General features: G+C 42.4%; 17 protein-coding genes. 10 read left to right on the forward strand and 7 right to left on the reverse strand.

Annotation, left to right across the window (positions count from 1 at the left end):
* Positions 1-108: 108 nt before the first annotated feature.
* The 3 genes from L3V27_RS09000 to L3V27_RS09010 form a co-directional block, all read right to left on the reverse strand.
* On the reverse strand, positions 109-1830 hold the full coding sequence (locus L3V27_RS09000; RefSeq protein ID WP_237311658.1) for an ATP-binding protein: 1722 nt from the start codon (positions 1828-1830) through the stop codon (positions 109-111).
* On the reverse strand, positions 1820-3001 hold the full coding sequence (locus tag L3V27_RS09005; protein WP_237311659.1) for an FIST N-terminal domain-containing protein: 1182 nt from the start codon (positions 2999-3001) through the stop codon (positions 1820-1822). Before L3V27_RS09005 ends, L3V27_RS09000 begins: the two co-directional genes overlap by 11 nt.
* Positions 3002-3114: 113 nt before the next feature.
* A complete protein-coding gene (locus tag L3V27_RS09010; RefSeq protein ID WP_203343566.1) occupies positions 3115-3471 on the reverse strand; it encodes a hypothetical protein in 357 nt (118 codons plus the stop codon).
* Between the two features lie 257 nt (positions 3472-3728).
* On the opposite strand from L3V27_RS09010, the gene ccoN reads away from it, so the two are divergent.
* From ccoN to uspE, 10 genes are all read left to right on the forward strand, one after another.
* On the forward strand, positions 3729-5156 hold the full coding sequence (gene ccoN, locus L3V27_RS09015; RefSeq protein WP_005396488.1) for a cytochrome-c oxidase, cbb3-type subunit I: 1428 nt from the start codon (positions 3729-3731) through the stop codon (positions 5154-5156).
* 12 nt (positions 5157-5168) lie between these two features.
* On the forward strand, positions 5169-5789 hold the full coding sequence (gene ccoO, locus L3V27_RS09020) for a cytochrome-c oxidase, cbb3-type subunit II (RefSeq protein ID WP_005377475.1): 621 nt from the start codon (positions 5169-5171) through the stop codon (positions 5787-5789).
* Between the two features lie 9 nt (positions 5790-5798).
* Entirely contained in the window at positions 5799-5972 is a 174-nt protein-coding gene (locus L3V27_RS09025) for a CcoQ/FixQ family Cbb3-type cytochrome c oxidase assembly chaperone (RefSeq protein WP_005396487.1), read from the forward strand.
* Positions 5972-6946 (forward strand): cytochrome-c oxidase, cbb3-type subunit III, encoded by a 975-nt coding sequence (ccoP, locus tag L3V27_RS09030; protein WP_005396485.1) that lies wholly within the window; start codon positions 5972-5974, stop codon positions 6944-6946. The genes L3V27_RS09025 and ccoP overlap by 1 nt, the downstream gene beginning before the upstream one ends.
* A gap of 105 nt (positions 6947-7051) precedes the next feature.
* Positions 7052-7528: a FixH family protein gene (locus tag L3V27_RS09035; protein ID WP_048626394.1), complete on the forward strand. Its 477-nt coding sequence runs from the start codon at positions 7052-7054 to the stop codon at positions 7526-7528.
* A 4-nt stretch (positions 7529-7532) separates the two neighbouring features.
* On the forward strand, positions 7533-9896 hold the full coding sequence (locus tag L3V27_RS09040; RefSeq protein WP_237311660.1) for a heavy metal translocating P-type ATPase metal-binding domain-containing protein: 2364 nt from the start codon (positions 7533-7535) through the stop codon (positions 9894-9896).
* A gap of 15 nt (positions 9897-9911) precedes the next feature.
* Positions 9912-10076 (forward strand): cbb3-type cytochrome oxidase assembly protein CcoS, encoded by a 165-nt coding sequence (gene ccoS, locus L3V27_RS09045; RefSeq protein WP_012841826.1) that lies wholly within the window; start codon positions 9912-9914, stop codon positions 10074-10076.
* 8 nt (positions 10077-10084) lie between these two features.
* Positions 10085-10762 (forward strand): sulfite exporter TauE/SafE family protein, encoded by a 678-nt coding sequence (locus L3V27_RS09050; RefSeq protein ID WP_006742590.1) that lies wholly within the window; start codon positions 10085-10087, stop codon positions 10760-10762.
* 90 nt (positions 10763-10852) lie between these two features.
* Positions 10853-11599, forward strand: a complete 747-nt coding sequence (locus L3V27_RS09055) for an FNR family transcription factor (protein ID WP_005377497.1) — start codon at positions 10853-10855, stop codon at positions 11597-11599.
* 180 nt (positions 11600-11779) lie between these two features.
* The gene (uspE, locus tag L3V27_RS09060; RefSeq protein ID WP_053807422.1) at positions 11780-12727 is read left to right on the forward strand and encodes a universal stress protein UspE; all 948 of its coding nucleotides are present in this window, start codon (positions 11780-11782) and stop codon (positions 12725-12727) included.
* Positions 12728-12864: 137 nt separating this feature from the next.
* Here uspE and ttcA read toward each other — a convergent pair whose 3' ends face one another.
* The 4 genes from ttcA to L3V27_RS09080 form a co-directional block, all read right to left on the reverse strand.
* Positions 12865-13758, reverse strand: coding sequence for a tRNA 2-thiocytidine(32) synthetase TtcA (gene ttcA, locus L3V27_RS09065; RefSeq protein WP_005377502.1), 894 nt, complete (start codon positions 13756-13758; stop codon positions 12865-12867).
* Positions 13759-13957: 199 nt separating this feature from the next.
* Entirely contained in the window at positions 13958-14620 is a 663-nt protein-coding gene (locus L3V27_RS09070; protein WP_074190133.1) for a DUF2987 domain-containing protein, read from the reverse strand.
* A 13-nt stretch (positions 14621-14633) separates the two neighbouring features.
* Positions 14634-15470 (reverse strand): glucosaminidase domain-containing protein, encoded by an 837-nt coding sequence (locus L3V27_RS09075; protein ID WP_031780554.1) that lies wholly within the window; start codon positions 15468-15470, stop codon positions 14634-14636.
* Complete coding sequence (locus L3V27_RS09080; RefSeq protein ID WP_005396476.1) at positions 15463-16260, reverse strand: hypothetical protein; 798 nt, start codon at positions 16258-16260, stop codon at positions 15463-15465. The genes L3V27_RS09075 and L3V27_RS09080 overlap by 8 nt, the downstream gene beginning before the upstream one ends.
* Positions 16261-16516 lie beyond the last annotated feature (256 nt).

A 16516-nucleotide genomic window follows, 5' to 3' on the forward strand; every position in this document is an offset into this window, starting at 1 on the left:
AAGGTCTCCATCATAACCATTAAACATAATGGCTATTTACCATAAAATACTTAATATAGATCTTAATAATCTATCGATTGTTAAGATCTATATTAATGCTTTTTCTACTTACAGAAATGGCTGTATAGCTTCAAAGATATCTTGTCTTCGAACTGGTTTGGAAATGAATCCATCCATACCTGCGTCAAGGCATTTATCTCTATCACTTTCTAGCGCATGAGCGGTTAATGCGATGATTGGAGTCTTGAAGCCTTTATCTCGGAGAAGCCTTGTTGCAGTAATCCCATCCATCACTGGCATCGAGACATCCATAAGAATCAGGTCGATTAAATCCTCATTTTCCTCTAAGAACGTTAATGCTTCTGCTCCATGACTTGCGATATGAACATTATGACCAAGCTTATTTAAAATAAGCTTTATTACAAACTGATTCGACTCGGTATCTTCGACTACGAGAAGATCCATCGCTTTTATTGGTTGGTTGTTTTCTATTTTAACTGGACGATTTTGATTGCACCGAGTTAAAACGGGAATCTTAATAGTAAATGTTGAGCCGACATGCTCGTCACTTTTAACGATAATCTTGCCGCGCATCATTTCAACTAAATGCTTGGTTATTGCTAGCCCTAGTCCTGTACCACCAAAGCGTCTCGTGATGGAACGATCACCTTGATGAAATGCCGTAAATAGATGTTCTTGCTTGGCTTTAGATATACCAATTCCGGTGTCTGATATTGAAATTACAAGCTCGGAGTCTTGCTCAGATACTGAAACTTTTACTTCTCCTTCATCAGTAAACTTTATTGCATTCCCAATAAGATTAAACAGGATTTGAGATAATCGCGTAGAGTCAATCCAAAACTGTTTGTCGGTAGTTACCATGCAATTGAGTTTAAATTGAAGGCTCTTCTTCTTAGCTATTTGTTTTTGTTGAGAAATAACAAAAGTGACAGTGTCTCTTAAATTAACCCACTGCTCATTGAGTTGAAAGCGACCTGATTCAATTTTTGAGAGGTCAAGGATGTCGCTGATAATCGCGAGAAGCAACTCCGCTGAGCATTCCATTTGGCTCAGGGCATCGATTTGCTCTTCTGATAAGGTGGATTGTTTCAGAATATCGAGCATTCCAAGGACGGAATTTAGAGGGGTTCTAATTTCATGACTCATCATCGCTAAGAATTCTGACTTTGAGCGATTTGCAAGCTCTGCTTCTTCTCTTGCTTTAGCAAGCTGAGTTGTTCGCATTTCAACAATACGTTGTAACTTCTCTTTGGTCTCAATATCGATGACAGCCCTCTCAATTAAAGGCCGAAAGCGTCTTAAGGTTTCCTTATTTTCTATGCTAAAGTGCCCTTTCTTAGCACCAATAAGTAAGATGACCGTTTGTGTTACTTCTGAACGTATGCCCGTTAGGACTACCGAGTTTACATGGCTTTTTATAAAGCTGTTTAGGTTAATAAATTCAGCAAGCCTATCTGGTTCGAACAGCAGAATACATTCTCCATTCAGCGCCCTCTCAGATGCGTTACCGTGTAACCAAGATATATTATCAAATACACTATTTGTCGATATCAACGTTTTGAAGGGGTACCTTTCATCATCACGAGTTAGAACGATAAAATCATCAAAGTTGATGTACTTCTTAAGAACATTATTTAATCCCGTAAATATCTCGTGCCGGTTTTTTGCTTCACTCATCGCGGATATCGCTGAAAGAATAGCTTTATTCTCATCGGCGAGCAGTCGTTCTCTTTGCCTAGCCTGTTTTAGTTCGACTAACGCTTCTTGCAGCGCTTCCTGTTGGTATATGTCTAAGTATTTATCTTTCATAAGGTTTATGGAATATCGCTGATGAAATCATCAGGTTTCCATGTCCATTCTCACCACCAATAAATCTACCTTGCTCACCAAAAGTAAAAGGGCAAATAAAAGGTAACTGTTCTAGTTCTTGGTTAATTTGTTCACAAACGCTATTCATGTCTTGCATTAAGTGCAACATAGGACCTGCGCAAAAGATGTTTATCACCCCAATTTTTCGAGATTCTTCTAATTTTTGATTAAAGGCTGCATTTACAACTTTAGCTGCACGTGCAACGAGGTGTTCTCTGCTTCCTTTCATTAAAGTGAGTTCATCACCCTCTTCTATTCGTGTAAATAGCTCAATTCCTCCATCTCGCGTCTCACGAATTGGATGGGACAATTTGTAATATGGTCGCTCATAGAGGTGGCCAGCGACACGCCCTAGTGGATAGGCACTCGAGTTTGTAAATAGCAGGTTGTTTTTGCCTACTTGGTTATCTTGATGGTTTGTCCACTTTCTATAAATATTGAGGGCCGGTTCGTCATCAATTTCTAGCAAGCACCTATCGTTAGTTTTGGTTGCAACCCCTTTGATATTGGTTGGAGTGTGCCCAGCACTAAAAGCAATATCAACAGGCTGTGAGGAGTAAAATAATGTCAGACTTAAACCTGCAGTTTGAGATCCTTGGGTGGTAATGACAGACCATTTTTCCGCGATATGATTATCAGCGGCTGAACCACCAATAATTGGGATCAGCGTACCAAACCTTTCATCTATAGATGCAATGATTGATTCCTCTTGCCCTGGAGTTGCATGAAGCAGTATTAAGTTTGGCACTTCTCCTACGCGGTTAGCGTTCTCAAGAGCCATATCTAAGGCTCTAGTTACACTGTCACCTGAATCATAGTTAGAAATACCAGTGCCATAAGCATGAGGGCCTGAATCATAAATTGCGAGCGCCGCAATCACTGGGCCCGTATGAAACCCCTGGTCTGTCATTACTGCTTGGCATGAACTAGCTCCATGAAAAGGCACTCCAGGAAAATGTTCAAGAAAAGCTTCTCGAATTAACTCGAAGTCGTACTCTTCCGTGTAGTAGCACATCACGTAAGACAAGTTCTGTTGTGTCAGCTCGGACCTAAGCGTTTCTATCGCTGAGTCTTCATCTTTAATATGAGTAAAAACTGATTGGCAATGCATACGATTTTATAATTGGGTATCACTCTGCTGTTATACCATTCCAACCAATTTTCTCTAGGTAAGAAGGTGAAAATTTCATTAAGAAGTTGCGATTATCTCGTGACAGATCGTATTTATAATTGAACTACAACAATGTTTTCGCCTTTTTTAAAGGTAATTTTTCTTGATTCAGGCATGGTGTCCCATTCCATGTTCTTATGTTCCCGATCGAGATTGATAAATTCGCCAGATTGATTTAGATCAATTTTTAGAGTGCTACTTTTCATCGTTTCGAGCGAAATTCCCGTTGAGTCACGATTAATTGTGATTATTTCACCTTCAATTGTTACATCGCATCGTTCTTTTTGTGAACAGTCAATGCTAGTAACGCTCTCGTGTGTAAAGGTACGCCAGAAAAATGCGCCTATTAACACACTGAGCATGATTAAGATTTGTGCAAGTCGCGCCTTTGTTAACTTTTGTGCAGGCATAATTACTAATATCCTTGTTACAAACTTCAAACTTTTTAAATAAAAAATGATTTCCAGGGGGCCAGTAAGGTTACTACCCTGTCATTGAATTGTTAATTCAAGTATAGTGTCACGCTGAAAATGCCACTTTTTATTAAAGTCAGCAATGGAAATAAGGTGATGATAACACTTGAATTCTAGAGTTTACTTGGGTGGTGTTACGACGCAAGTCGTGTTGGAAGTAAAAGTGTAGTTAATTAGAAATTGGAAGCATGCAAATGAGCCAAGTAAAGCAGCTTGAACAAAACTACAACTATACAGTCGTTCGCCAATTTACCCTTGTGACCATTTTATGGGGCATAGTTGGTATGGCTGTTGGTGTTTTGATTGCCGCTCAATTAGTTTGGCCACAGCTAAACTTTGATACGCCGTGGTTGACGTACAGTCGCTTACGTCCACTGCATACTAATGCGGTAATTTTTGCGTTTGGTACAAGTGCTCTGTTCGCAACGTCTTATTATGTTGTACAGCGTACATGTCAAACACGTCTTTTTGGTGGCCCACTCGTTGCCTTCACCTTTTGGGGTTGGCAAGCAATCATCCTGGCAGCAGCCATTACTTTGCCTCTCGGTTTAACATCGGGTAAAGAGTATGCTGAGCTAGAATGGCCTATTGATATCGCAATTGCGCTAGTATGGGTATCATATGCGGTGGTGTTCTTCGGCACACTGGTGAAGCGAAACACGTCACATATTTATGTGGCAAACTGGTTCTTCGGTGCCTTTATTATCACAGTAGCAGTACTTCACATCGTGAACAGCATGGCTATTCCTGTGTCACTTGGTAAATCTTACTCGATTTACTCAGGCGCAGTGGATGCGATGGTTCAGTGGTGGTATGGACACAATGCGGTAGGTTTCCTACTCACCGCTGGTTTCCTAGGCATGATGTACTACTTCGTTCCTAAACAAGCTGAACGTCCTGTTTATTCTTACCGTCTATCTATCGTTCACTTCTGGGCGCTTATTTCTCTATATATTTGGGCAGGCCCTCACCACCTTCACTATACAGCGCTACCGGACTGGACTCAGTCTCTAGGTATGGTGATGTCGCTGGTTCTATTTGCTCCTTCTTGGGGTGGTATGATCAACGGTATTATGACGTTATCTGGTGCATGGCATAAGCTTCGTTATGACCCTATCCTACGTTTCCTAATCGTTTCTTTGTCATTCTACGGTATGTCTACCTTTGAAGGTCCAATGATGTCGATTAAGACAGTTAACGCACTTTCTCACTACACAGACTGGACCATTGGTCACGTTCACTCTGGTGCGTTAGGTTGGGTTGCGATGGTTTCTATCGGCTCTGTATATCACTTAGTACCTCGCCTATTTGGCCAAGAGCGTATGTACTCTGTTGGTCTCGTGAATGTGCATTTCTGGCTAGCAACAATCGGTACCGTTCTTTACATCGTTGCGATGTGGATCTCTGGTGTAATGCAAGGTCTGATGTGGCGCGCGGTTAACTCTGACGGTACGCTAACTTACAGCTTTGTTGAGTCTGTAGAAGCGTCTTATCCGTTCTACTTTGTACGTTTCTTAGGTGGATTTATCTTCCTATCTGGTATGTTCCTAATGGCATACAACACGTACAAAACGGTAAGTGCACCAAAAGAAAGCCTAAAAGCTATCCCACATCCGGCATAAGGAGATTTAAGAATGAGTAATAATTCTAATAATCGCCACGAAATCTTAGAACGTAATGTCGGTTTGTTGGCTATTTTTATCGTGTTTGCTATCAGCTGGGGTGCTCTTGTAGAGATCACTCCTCTGATTTTCCAAAAGCAAACGACTGAACCTGTAGAGAATCTGCGTGCTTACACTCCTCTGGAGATGGAAGGTCGTGACATCTACATCCGTGAAGGTTGTAACGTTTGTCACAGCCAGATGGTTCGTCCTTTCCGCTCAGAGACTGAACGTTACGGTCACTACTCTGTTGCTGGTGAGAGTGTTTGGGAACACCCATTCCTTTGGGGCTCTAAGCGTACAGGTCCGGATTTAGCTCGTGTTGGTGGTCGTTATTCTGATGAATGGCACCGCGTTCACCTACTAGATCCTCGTGAGCTTGTGCCTGAGTCAAACATGCCAGGTTTCCCGTGGTTAGCTGAAAACGTTTTAGACGGTAAGCTAACTCAGAAGAAACTTGAGCTATTTCGTGATCAGTTCGGTGTTCCATACACTGATGAAGAGATCGCGAATTCGGCTAAAGAAGTAGAAGGTAAAACAGAGATGGATGCAATCATCGCTTACCTTCAGTCTCTTGGTCATGCAATGAAGTAAGGGGATCATATGGATTTCGGTACAATTCATAGTATTTATACCGTTGTACTCTTCGCTAGTTTTATCGGCATCGTATGGTGGGCATTTAGTAAAAAGCGTAAAGCACGCTTTGAAGAAGATGCCAACTTGGTGTTTGCTGACGAAGAACAAACGACCCCAAATAACCAAGGAGTGAAGAAGTAATGACTACATTCTGGAGTCTCTGGATTATCGTGATTACTGTCGGTACGCTGGTAGGCTGTGCGATTCTCCTAACTTGGTGCGCTAAAGATAAAATGGGCGTCGAGGAAGGGGAAGACATGGGCCACGAGTACGATGGTATTCGCGAGCTAAACAACCCTCTACCAAAGTGGTGGACTTATCTGTTTGTAAGTACATTTGTGTTTGCAGCAGTTTATCTAGCCCTATTTCCAGGTCTAGGTAGCTTCAAGGGCTTTTTAAATTGGCAGAGTTCTGCTCAAACAGTGCGTTCACTGGAAGAGTCAAAAGAAGCCATCGCTAAAGCACAAGAGAACAAGCAACTAAACCAATACGCAAAAGAACTGGATGACGCAGATGCATACTTCGGCGAAGCATTCCGTAAACTTGCACACAATGATAGTGGTTTGCGCCCAATACCTGAAATTGCGCAAGATCCTGAAGCATTGAAAGTTGGCCAACGTTTGTTTTTGCAAAACTGTTCTCAATGTCACGGTTCTGATGCTCGTGGTCAGAAAGGTTTTCCTAACCTAACTGATGATGCATGGCTATACGGCGGCGAACCAGCTGCAATCGTAACAACCATCATGCATGGCCGTATTGGTCAAATGCCAGCATGGAAAGATGCGCTTGGTGAGCAAGGTGTTCAAGAAGTAGTAAGCTACACACTTAGCCTATCTGGTCGTAAAGTGAATGCTCGTGAAGCAGCGGCAGGTAAAGCACGTTTCGTCGTGTGTGCAGCTTGTCACGGTACTGATGGTAAGGGTAACCCTGCTGTCGGTGCACCTGATCTTACAGACCAAGATTGGCTATTTGGCGACTCTCGTGCAGCTGTAACCGAAACCGTAATGAACGGCCGCTCAGGTGTAATGCCCGCGTGGAAAGACATTTTGGGTGAAGATAAAGTTCAGCTCGTTGCCTCTTATGTCTGGAGCTTAAGTAACTCAGAGAGTAAGTAACTGAGATATTAAGTAACATAGCAATAACAGCCCCTTTCATAGGGGCTGTCTTTCCTTTAAATTTAACGCCTTACATTTTTTCATTTAGCTGTTGAGAACTTTTTTATGGTAAAGCCTTGGTATAAACAATTTTGGCCGTGGTTCCTAATCATCCTTCCTCTTACTGTCGTAGTTTGGACTGTGATTACTGTGGTCGTTTTCTCGAACAACTCTGTTTCTTTAGTCGCCGAGGATTACTATAAAAAAGGCAAAGGCATTAACATCGACATTAGTAAAATGAATGTCGCTCGTGACCTAGGTCTTAACGCTGAGATTTCCTCTAAAAATAACAATGTTGTGATTGTGTTCGCTAAAGGGAAGCTATCTCATTACCCTGCTCTAACGGCCACTTTCACTCATCGTACTCTTCCAGATCGTGACTTTACAAAGCTCGTTACGGCGGATGCATCTGGTAATTACCGCCTAACGGCAGAAGAATCTATTCAAGGTCCTTGGTTTGTCGAACTACAACCACATGACCAACAATGGATGATCCAAGGTAAAGTTGAATTTCCTGCCTCGTCAACACCGTTAATGAAGTAAGCATATGTGTGAATCCTGTTATCACTGTGGTGAAGATGTACCAGCCAACACGGATTTTAAAGTTGATATACTCGGTGAATCCCGCAAGATGTGTTGTCCTGGCTGCGAGACGGTTGCTCAAACCATCGTAGACAGCGGCTTAGTATCCTACTATCAATATAGAACTGCGCCTGCGGAAAAAGCAGATTTAGTACCAGAGCAACTCCAAGCTTTAATTCATTATGATAATGAAGATGTACAATCAGAATTTGTGCGAAATCGTGAAAATGTCTCTGAAGTAACTCTTTCTTTAGAAGGCGTGTCATGTGCAGCTTGTGCGTGGTTAATCGAAAAGCAAGTCTCTAATACGGCTGGGTTAGTGTCTATCCGCGTGAATACAACCACTAACCGCGCGTTACTGGCCTGGGATAACACTCAAGTGCGATTAAGTGAGCTCCTATCTGTCATTCATAAACTGGGTTATAAAGCTGCACCATTTGAAGCTGATAAGCAAGAAGCCTCTTATCATCGAATGATGAAGCAATACTTATACAGATTAGGTATTGCTGGTTTAGCTACCATGCAAGTTATGATGCTAGCCGTCGCATTGTATCTAGAAGTTTTTGGTGACCTAGAACCGGAGTTTAAAAATTACTTTCGTTGGGTAAGTCTGATCTTTGCTACGCCAGTCCTACTCTACTCTGCTCTTCCGTTTTACTTAAATGCGTGGCGAAGCATCAAAGGCCGAACCCTCGGTATGGATGTGCCTGTCTCGATTGCACTTATTTTTGCCTATGTAGCCAGCTTAATAGCAACCGTTACAGAACAGGGCGAAGTCTTCTTCGAATCGATTTCAATGTTCACTTTCTTCCTATTGGTTGGACGATTTTTAGAGATGCGAGCGCGTCGCAAAGCCGCAGCGGCGAGTGGTAACCTATTAAAGTTGATCCCAGCGATCGCCACGACGCTGGATGGCGAGCAAATACCAGTGAAAACTCTAAAAGTTGGTGATCGTATTCGCGTCCTTCCTGGTGAACATATCCCAGCTGACGGCAAAGTTATTTCGGGTCGTATTCATATTGATGAATCCATGCTAACGGGTGAATCCGTACATGTTGTGAAACGAGAAGGCGATGCGGTTTATGCAGGAACACTAAACGGTGATGAGTCATTTGAGCTAGAGGTCATGAGTTCCAAAGCCGACTCAATGATTTCCAATATCGTGCGTTTACAAGATGAAGCTCAACACTCCAAACCTAAAATCGCAGAAATTGCAGACGTTGTTGCTCGTTACTTTGTTGGAGCAATTCTTATTATTTCTGCTGGTACTTGGTTTTACTGGCATCAAACAAAACCAGATGATGCGTTTTGGATCATGCTATCCGTATTGGTAGCCACCTGTCCATGTGCCCTATCTCTTGCGACTCCAACTGCTCTAACTTGTGCTACCTCTCGTATGGGAAACTTTGGCATTTTGCTTCGTAAAGGTCATGTGTTCGAGACGCTATGTAAGATCAACCACTTAGTTGTAGATAAAACAGGTACTCTGACGAAAGGCGATATTGAGATCTGTGATACAAAAGTGTTGAGTGATCTTCCAAAAGAAGATTGTCTCTCTCTAGCCGCAGCATTAGAAGCTCATGCAAACCATCCTATCGCTCGCTCTTTTGCAAGTTACGCCAATGACGACTTTGTTGTGTATGAAGTGCAAAACGTGATTGGTTCAGGGATTGAGGGGATCTGGAATGGCAAAATCGTTAAGATAGGCAGTGCGGTTTTTGTTCAAGGCAAGGAAAGCGATGAAAGCCATGCGGTCTATCTTTCAGTTGATGGCGAGCATGTCGCTAGCTTTTACTACCGCGACCCTATCCGAAAAGAAAGCAAAGCCTTTGTTCAACGTTTTGCTGACGCTGGAATTAAGACAACGCTGCTAACAGGTGACTCTCTCTCAAACGCTCGACCTGTAGCGAATGAAATTGGTATCGATCACGTCGTTGCGTCAGCAAAACCAGAAGACAAACTCGCGTACCTTAAGAGTCTTGATGAAGACAGTATCACAATGATGGTTGGCGATGGCATCAATGACGCACCTACTCTCGCCGGAGCTCATCTTTCTGTTGCAATGGGCGGTGGTACGGATGTCGCTAAAGCATCTGCAGATATGACGTTACTTGGGGATAATCTCGAAAAGCTACTAGAGGCACGTTTGCTTGCACTGCGTACAAGAAAGATTATTCGAGAAAACTTGGCTTGGTCTTTGGGTTACAACCTGTTAATTTTGCCTTTAGCTGTCGCTGGTTTAGTGGCTCCCTACATTGCAGTAGTTGGCATGTCTGCAAGCTCAATTATCGTTGTATCTAACTCTTTGCGCCTGCTCAAAGAGAAATAAGTAGAGAAAGCAAACATGGAAAGTCTTTATATATTGATTCCCATCGCTATCGTTCTCGTTTGTGTTGCTGTTGCCGTTTTTCTTTGGGCAGTAAGAAGTGATCAGTTTGAAGATCTAGAACGACAAGGACATAACATTCTTCTTGATGAAGAAGACAAATCTAATAGTGATAAAAAATAGCAACCTTTATGACTCCTGACTTTATTGGTGCTTTGATGATCGGCCTCGTCGGGGCCGGTCATTGCATGGGAATGTGTGGTGGTATCGCGTCTCTGCTTACCATGGGCTCTTCTACAAGTAAAAGCTCCCCCCTTATTCCACTCTTCTACAACCTAGGGCGATTGAGCAGCTATGCCGTAATCGGTGCATTAGTAGGCGGAGCAATATCAGGTTTATCTGAGCTAAGTGGATTAACGCATTCTCTTGCTTGGTTAAGGCTGATTGCCGCACTGTTCATGATTCTGGTTGCGCTTTATATTGCTAGATGGTGGCAAGGTTTACTGTTAATAGAAAAGTTAGGACAGCACATTTGGCGCTTTATCTCACCTGCTGGTAAGCGTTTGTTGCCATTAAAGCACCCTCTTCATGCTTTACCATTTGGCTTCATTTGGGGCTGGTTACCATGCGGCTTGGTTTATTCTGCGCTAACTTGGTCGGCGGTTTCAGGCAGCGCAATAAACGGTGGTCTTATTATGCTCGCGTTTGGCCTCGGAACACTTCCGGCAATGCTGATTATTGGATATGGTGCCAACCATTTTCAGAAATTACAAAAATCGTTAATATTTAGAAATATTTCAGCATTAATCCTTATTGGGTATGGTTCGTACACTGCTGTAGGAGCCATGGAGTTACTCGGTTTCATATAACGTTAAACTCTATTGAGGTGACATTTTTGCTACCCTTTAGGATTAAGCGATGCTAAAATATTGATGTATATCAAATAGTGAAAGGTTGTTATGATTTCTGAAAAACCTGCAACAAAGCGTATCCAATCAGGCGGTTGCGCCATTCATTGCCAAGATTGTAGCATTAGTCAGCTGTGTATCCCGTTCACTCTGAATGAGGCAGAACTTGATCAGCTTGACCAAATCATCGAACGTAAGAAGCCTATCCAAAAAGGACAAGAGCTTTTTAAGGCTGGTGACGAGCTAAAATCTCTGTACGCTATCCGCTCTGGTACCATCAAGAGCTATACGATCACAGAGCAAGGTGATGAGCAAATCACAGCGTTTCACTTGGCCGGAGACCTAGTTGGTTTCGATGCCATTACAGGTGACTCCCACCCTAGCTTTGCTCAAGCGCTTGAAACGTCGATGGTATGTGAAATCCCATACGAAATTTTAGACGACCTATCAGGTAAAATGCCTAAGCTTCGCCAGCAAATTATGCGTTTGATGAGTAACGAAATTAAAGGTGATCAGGAAATGATTTTGCTTCTTTCTAAAAAGAATGCAGAAGAACGTCTAGCGGCTTTCCTATACAACCTATCAACTCGTTTTTCTCAACGTGGCTTCAGCCCTAGAGAGTTTCGTTTAACGATGACTCGTGGTGATATTGGTAACTATCTTGGTCTTACAGTGGAAACAATCAGTCGCTTGTTGGGTCGTTTCCAGAAATCCGAGATCCTAAGTGTAAAAGGTAAATATATCACTATCTTAGACCACGATGCATTGATGGAACTTGCTGGTGTAACTAAAGAATAATACACCCCAATTATTGATGTAGCTCGAAAATGAGCTACATCATGTTTCTCATAAATTCCTTTCGAAAGTCCTCAAAAAGTTACCCAAACTAAGCTACAGTAAAAATGTACGGTGAGTACTCCAAAATACTGATTTAATTTATATTCAGTATCTGGTTTTGCAATAGAAGTGGGCTTAGTTATGAGTATATACAGTAAGATCCTTGTTGTAGCTGACATCAATAATGATGAGCAGCCCGCACTTGCAAGAGCTGTTCAATTAGCTCAAAAAAGTGTATCTAGAAGCCGAATCACTTTCTTTTTATCCATTTACGATTTCTCTTATGACATGACGTCAATGCTATCAGTGGATGAAAGAGATGCTATGCGTCGAGGTGTTATCCATCAACGTGAGCAGTGGATGCGTAAAATTGCTCAACCTTATCTAAACGATGGCTTCGACTTTGATGTATGTGTCGTCTGGCACAACCGTCCTTACGAAGCAATTATCGCTGAGGTCTATGCAGGCAGCCATGACCTAGTCATTAAAGGCACACGTAAGCACGATGTGTTAGAATCTGTGATTTTCACTCCGACCGATTGGCACTTGTTACGTAAATGCCCTATCCCAGTACTTCTGATTAAAAATGCAGATTGGCCAGAACAAGCAAGCATTCTTGCCTCGGTGCACGTAGGCTCTGAAAATCCAACTCATATTGATCTCAACGATGCTATGGTCGAGCGACTAAAAGAAGTCACCACTCGACTGGATGCCAAACCATACCTTGTTAATGCGTATCCCGTTACACCGGCGAACATTACCATTGAACTTCCTGAGTTTGATCCAACGACTTATACCGATGCCGTTCGAGGTCATCACTTAACTGCGATGAAAGCATTACGCCAAAAACACGGCCTTGATGAAGAGCAAACGATTGTTGAGCAAGGCTTACCTGAAGATGTCATTCCAGCAGCAGCAGAGCGCTTGAATGCTGCAATGGTTATTTTAGGCACCACAGGGCGAACCGGGCTTTCTGCTGTCTTTATTGGTAATACAGCTGAGCACGTGATCGATAAAATAAATTGCGATGTATTGGCTCTAAAACCAAAAGGCTACATTAGTCCTCTTGATCCAAACACAGCAACCTAATCTCTCTTTAGCATTGCTATATTGAGCGCTTTCAAACAGACGCTAATAGATCCCCCTAATAAAGGGGGATTTTTGTTTGGGGACAGTTAAAGCGTTGAATACAAAAAAGGAGGTCTAATTGACCTCCTTTTTACGAGTTAGATGTTCGTAACATCGATGAACATTGATTCATCAATATTCGTCGAAGAAACGACAGCCTCATTAAATTCATACTCTTCGCGGTTACCTTCACGATCTAGCGGTAAGTTAACAAAGTCGAACAATTCGCGGTCTGCTAGTTGGCTTGGGCTTACGTTTTGAATTGATTTAAAAATCGCTTCCACACGCCCTGGCGTCTTCTTATCCCATTCAATCAACATTGCTTTTATAGATTGACGCTGAAGGTTCTCTTGAGAGCCACAAAGGTTACACGGAATAATTGGGAAATCCTTGTGCTCAGCGTATTTGATCAGGTCTTTTTCACGACAGTAAGTTAATGGACGAATGACCACGTTACGACCATCATCAGAGCGTAGTTTTGGTGGCATCGCTTTAAGGCGAGAGCCGTGGAACATATTCAAGAACATTGTTTCGACGATGTCATCCATGTGATGACCTAGCGCAAGCTTAGTTGCACCAATCTTCTCTGCAAATGAATACAGCGTACCACGTCGCAGGCGCGAACACAGACCACAAGTGGTTTTGCCTTCTGGCACCTTCTCTTTTACGACGGAATAAGTGTCCTTATCGACAATATAGTAAGGGATATTCAGTGTTTCGAAATACTCAGGCAGAATGTGCTCAGGGAAGCCCGGTTGTTTTTGGTCTAGGTTTACCGCAACCACTTCAAATTTGATCGGTGCGGCTTTTTGAAGATTCAGCAGGATATCAAGCATCGCGAATGAATCTTTACCACCGCTAATACATGCCATCACAACATCGCCTTCTTCGATCATGTTGTAATCAGTAATGGCATTTCCAACATGTCTTCTCAGGCGTTTCTGAAGCTTGTTGAATTCTAGGGTTTCTTTTCTTGTATCTATTTGGTTCATTGCGGGCTCTCACATCGCCGATAAATCGACTAGGACTTCCTAACATGGGTTTCTTTGGGGCGTGGATTATACGAGCTTTTTACGCAGGATTAAATGCTTGTCTTATTGAGTCTTTAAGAAAAGAGTGTGAAAGATACTTTAGTTACGGTCACAAATGAAAAAAGAGCCGCAATTGCAGCCCTTTCTAAACTCTCAGTGTTCACTTCTTTGCGTTAGGCAGATAAGGTAGCACTCGCATCGTCGGTTCTGGTAGTGTCATTGTGCCACCTTGCCCTATTTCACTTAGTGCGACTTGTATCTTGCCATTGACAATTGGCTTTTCGGTTCCGTTTGAGAAAATCACTTTATCATTCAGTTGATTTGCAAACTCCATCGTCACACCTTGAACTTCAGGTGTAAACCAACCCGCAAACATACCGCCTAAATCTTCCAGCATCGTCTGCATTTGAGGTAGAAGAGGCTTAAGTTGCTCGTAAGAAACGTTACCCTGTAATGGTTCTTTGGCCATCACGACAAGTGAGTAATCGCAGCGAGTATCTTTTGGAGTATCGACAAAAACCAACGGATTCGCTGACTTTAAGTTTTTATCGACTGGCAGAGGCAACTCTTGTGAAGCAGGGATAACAAACTCTTCATAGTGCTCTTCTTTTTCCATCCAAGCTTTTTCTATTGTACAAATTTGCTTAGTTTTCGCATCCACAAAGAAGACACCAACTTTCACGTCGTCATGCCCTTCTTTATTGTTGTTTTTGAGTTGGGTGTATAACTTCGAGTACGTGAACATGTACTCTTGAGCTTGGGTTATTGGCGATACAAGAATTAGCGCCGCACTTCCCAATAGACTTAGGCTTAACTTTTTCATTTTATCCGTTATTTTATTGTGTCCAGTAGGCGTTATTATGACGAATCATAGCGCGAAGATCGTGTACATAAGCAATGCCACGTTCAGAATATGCTAGCAATCCATGAGTTAACTCTGACGCCGTTGCGACCGATAACAGGTCTTTGTTCTTTTCGGCTAGAGAAGCTCTGATTTCACGTAGTTCAGCATACGCTGGGTTTCGATTAACATTCATAAAGTAGCCATGAACCGACTGCTGTACAGAATCGAATTTTTCAACTTCATGAGCTTTGCCTGCGCCACGTTGCGCAGGAACAATTCCACAACCCTTTTTATAACACCATTGGCCGAACAAGTTGTTAGCTTGAGTGGCAAAACGAGAAGTGCCCCACGCAGATTCATTTGCTGCTTGAGTTAGAACCAGCGCTTCTGGTAAGACATTCACTCGCACAAGCATTTCACCCAACCACGCGTGATCGACTTTGTTGTCGCTCAAAGGCAAAGAATACAGAGCCGCTAGTCGCTGAGCGTACTCTTCTTGCTCTTGAGTGATTTGTCCCACCTTTAAAGAAGTAAGAAACGCTCGTTCATGGCGAATTCGTTGATTCTCAAGTGCTATTTTAGGCCTTAAAAAATCAAAAAACGCCGCTTTTTTCTCTTTGGTGTCTTTTATTGCGTTGAAGTCAGGGATATCACCAATGTGTGGCAAATGAGACAAATCGACATGCTTAATTGTCCCGGACAGCACATCAGGATTCTCAACATATTTAAACTGTTGCTCGTAGTGTAAATACGGTCCAATAGAAATGAAAGTGGCGGCTATACAGGTAGCCGCCACTCGTAAACTTATTGATTTTAAAGAATTAGGCATCAAACACCTGTGAGTTACCATCGTGATCATTGTCGTTTTTCTGTGTTGCAACGATCTTGAGCTTAATTCCAAACATTTCGCGGTAGAGTATGCCTTTCAAATGAAAGAAGAATGGCAACACAAAAATCAAGCCAATACCGTAGAACATCGCAGCGATAATAAACATCAACATCACGCCTAAGTAAAGCCCTGCGACGACAAAAATCTTCTTGTTAATAGCGCGAAGTGATAACAATAGCGCCTGCATTGGTGGCACTCTTTTTTCACAAATCAACAAGATAGAGTGACTAAACGCTAAAGAAAGATACAGGGACAGTAGAGGGAAGATCATACCAACTACGCCTTGCAGCATTAGGCTCATCAGCGTTGCTAGGATCACGGGAATAGTAAACTGCAGCCCTTTACCTACATGGCGCAATTTAGTCTTTAAGCCCGCGATATGGCTCATGGCCATCAAGCTGATCCCTGCATAAATTGGGGCGCTGATCACCTCATAACTAAAGTTCGCGACATAAATAGAAGACACAATATCGTTAGTGAATGATTCTGGATTCTCAAATGCATCAAGAATAACGGTCAGATCACCCAACTGCAGTTGTAATGCGATATAGAAAATACCTAACTGGACAAAAAGCAATACAATAATAGCAGGAGAAAAGGATAAAAAGTGCTGGATGGTTGCTCGCCAAGCTTCATTGAAAACAGCCCCAGCTTTAAGCTCGTAGTTGCCAGACAAAGCTCGCTCTACACTCCCCCCAAGATTGAAATCTTTCTCAAAATCGTCGTTCATAGTTTATCCAAGATTAACTTGTAAAATTTTCACTGGAATTCCAGTCAATTAATGTGGCCGTTATTATAAAGAAATCTTTCCACATCTAACATCACAACTCACGTACTATCCTTGCAATCTCAACTGTATGGTTGATAATTAACCACTCACAAGGTTATGAAATTGAAAACAATTATTGTACAGAGCTTAGTGCTATCAAACTGTGTTTAAATGCCAATTAATCTTATAAAAACAGTATGGTAAGGAATGATGACTT

The sequence above is a fragment of the Vibrio sp. J2-3(2022) genome (assembly GCF_021725735.1).
GTDB classification, from domain to species: domain Bacteria; phylum Pseudomonadota; class Gammaproteobacteria; order Enterobacterales; family Vibrionaceae; genus Vibrio; species Vibrio diabolicus.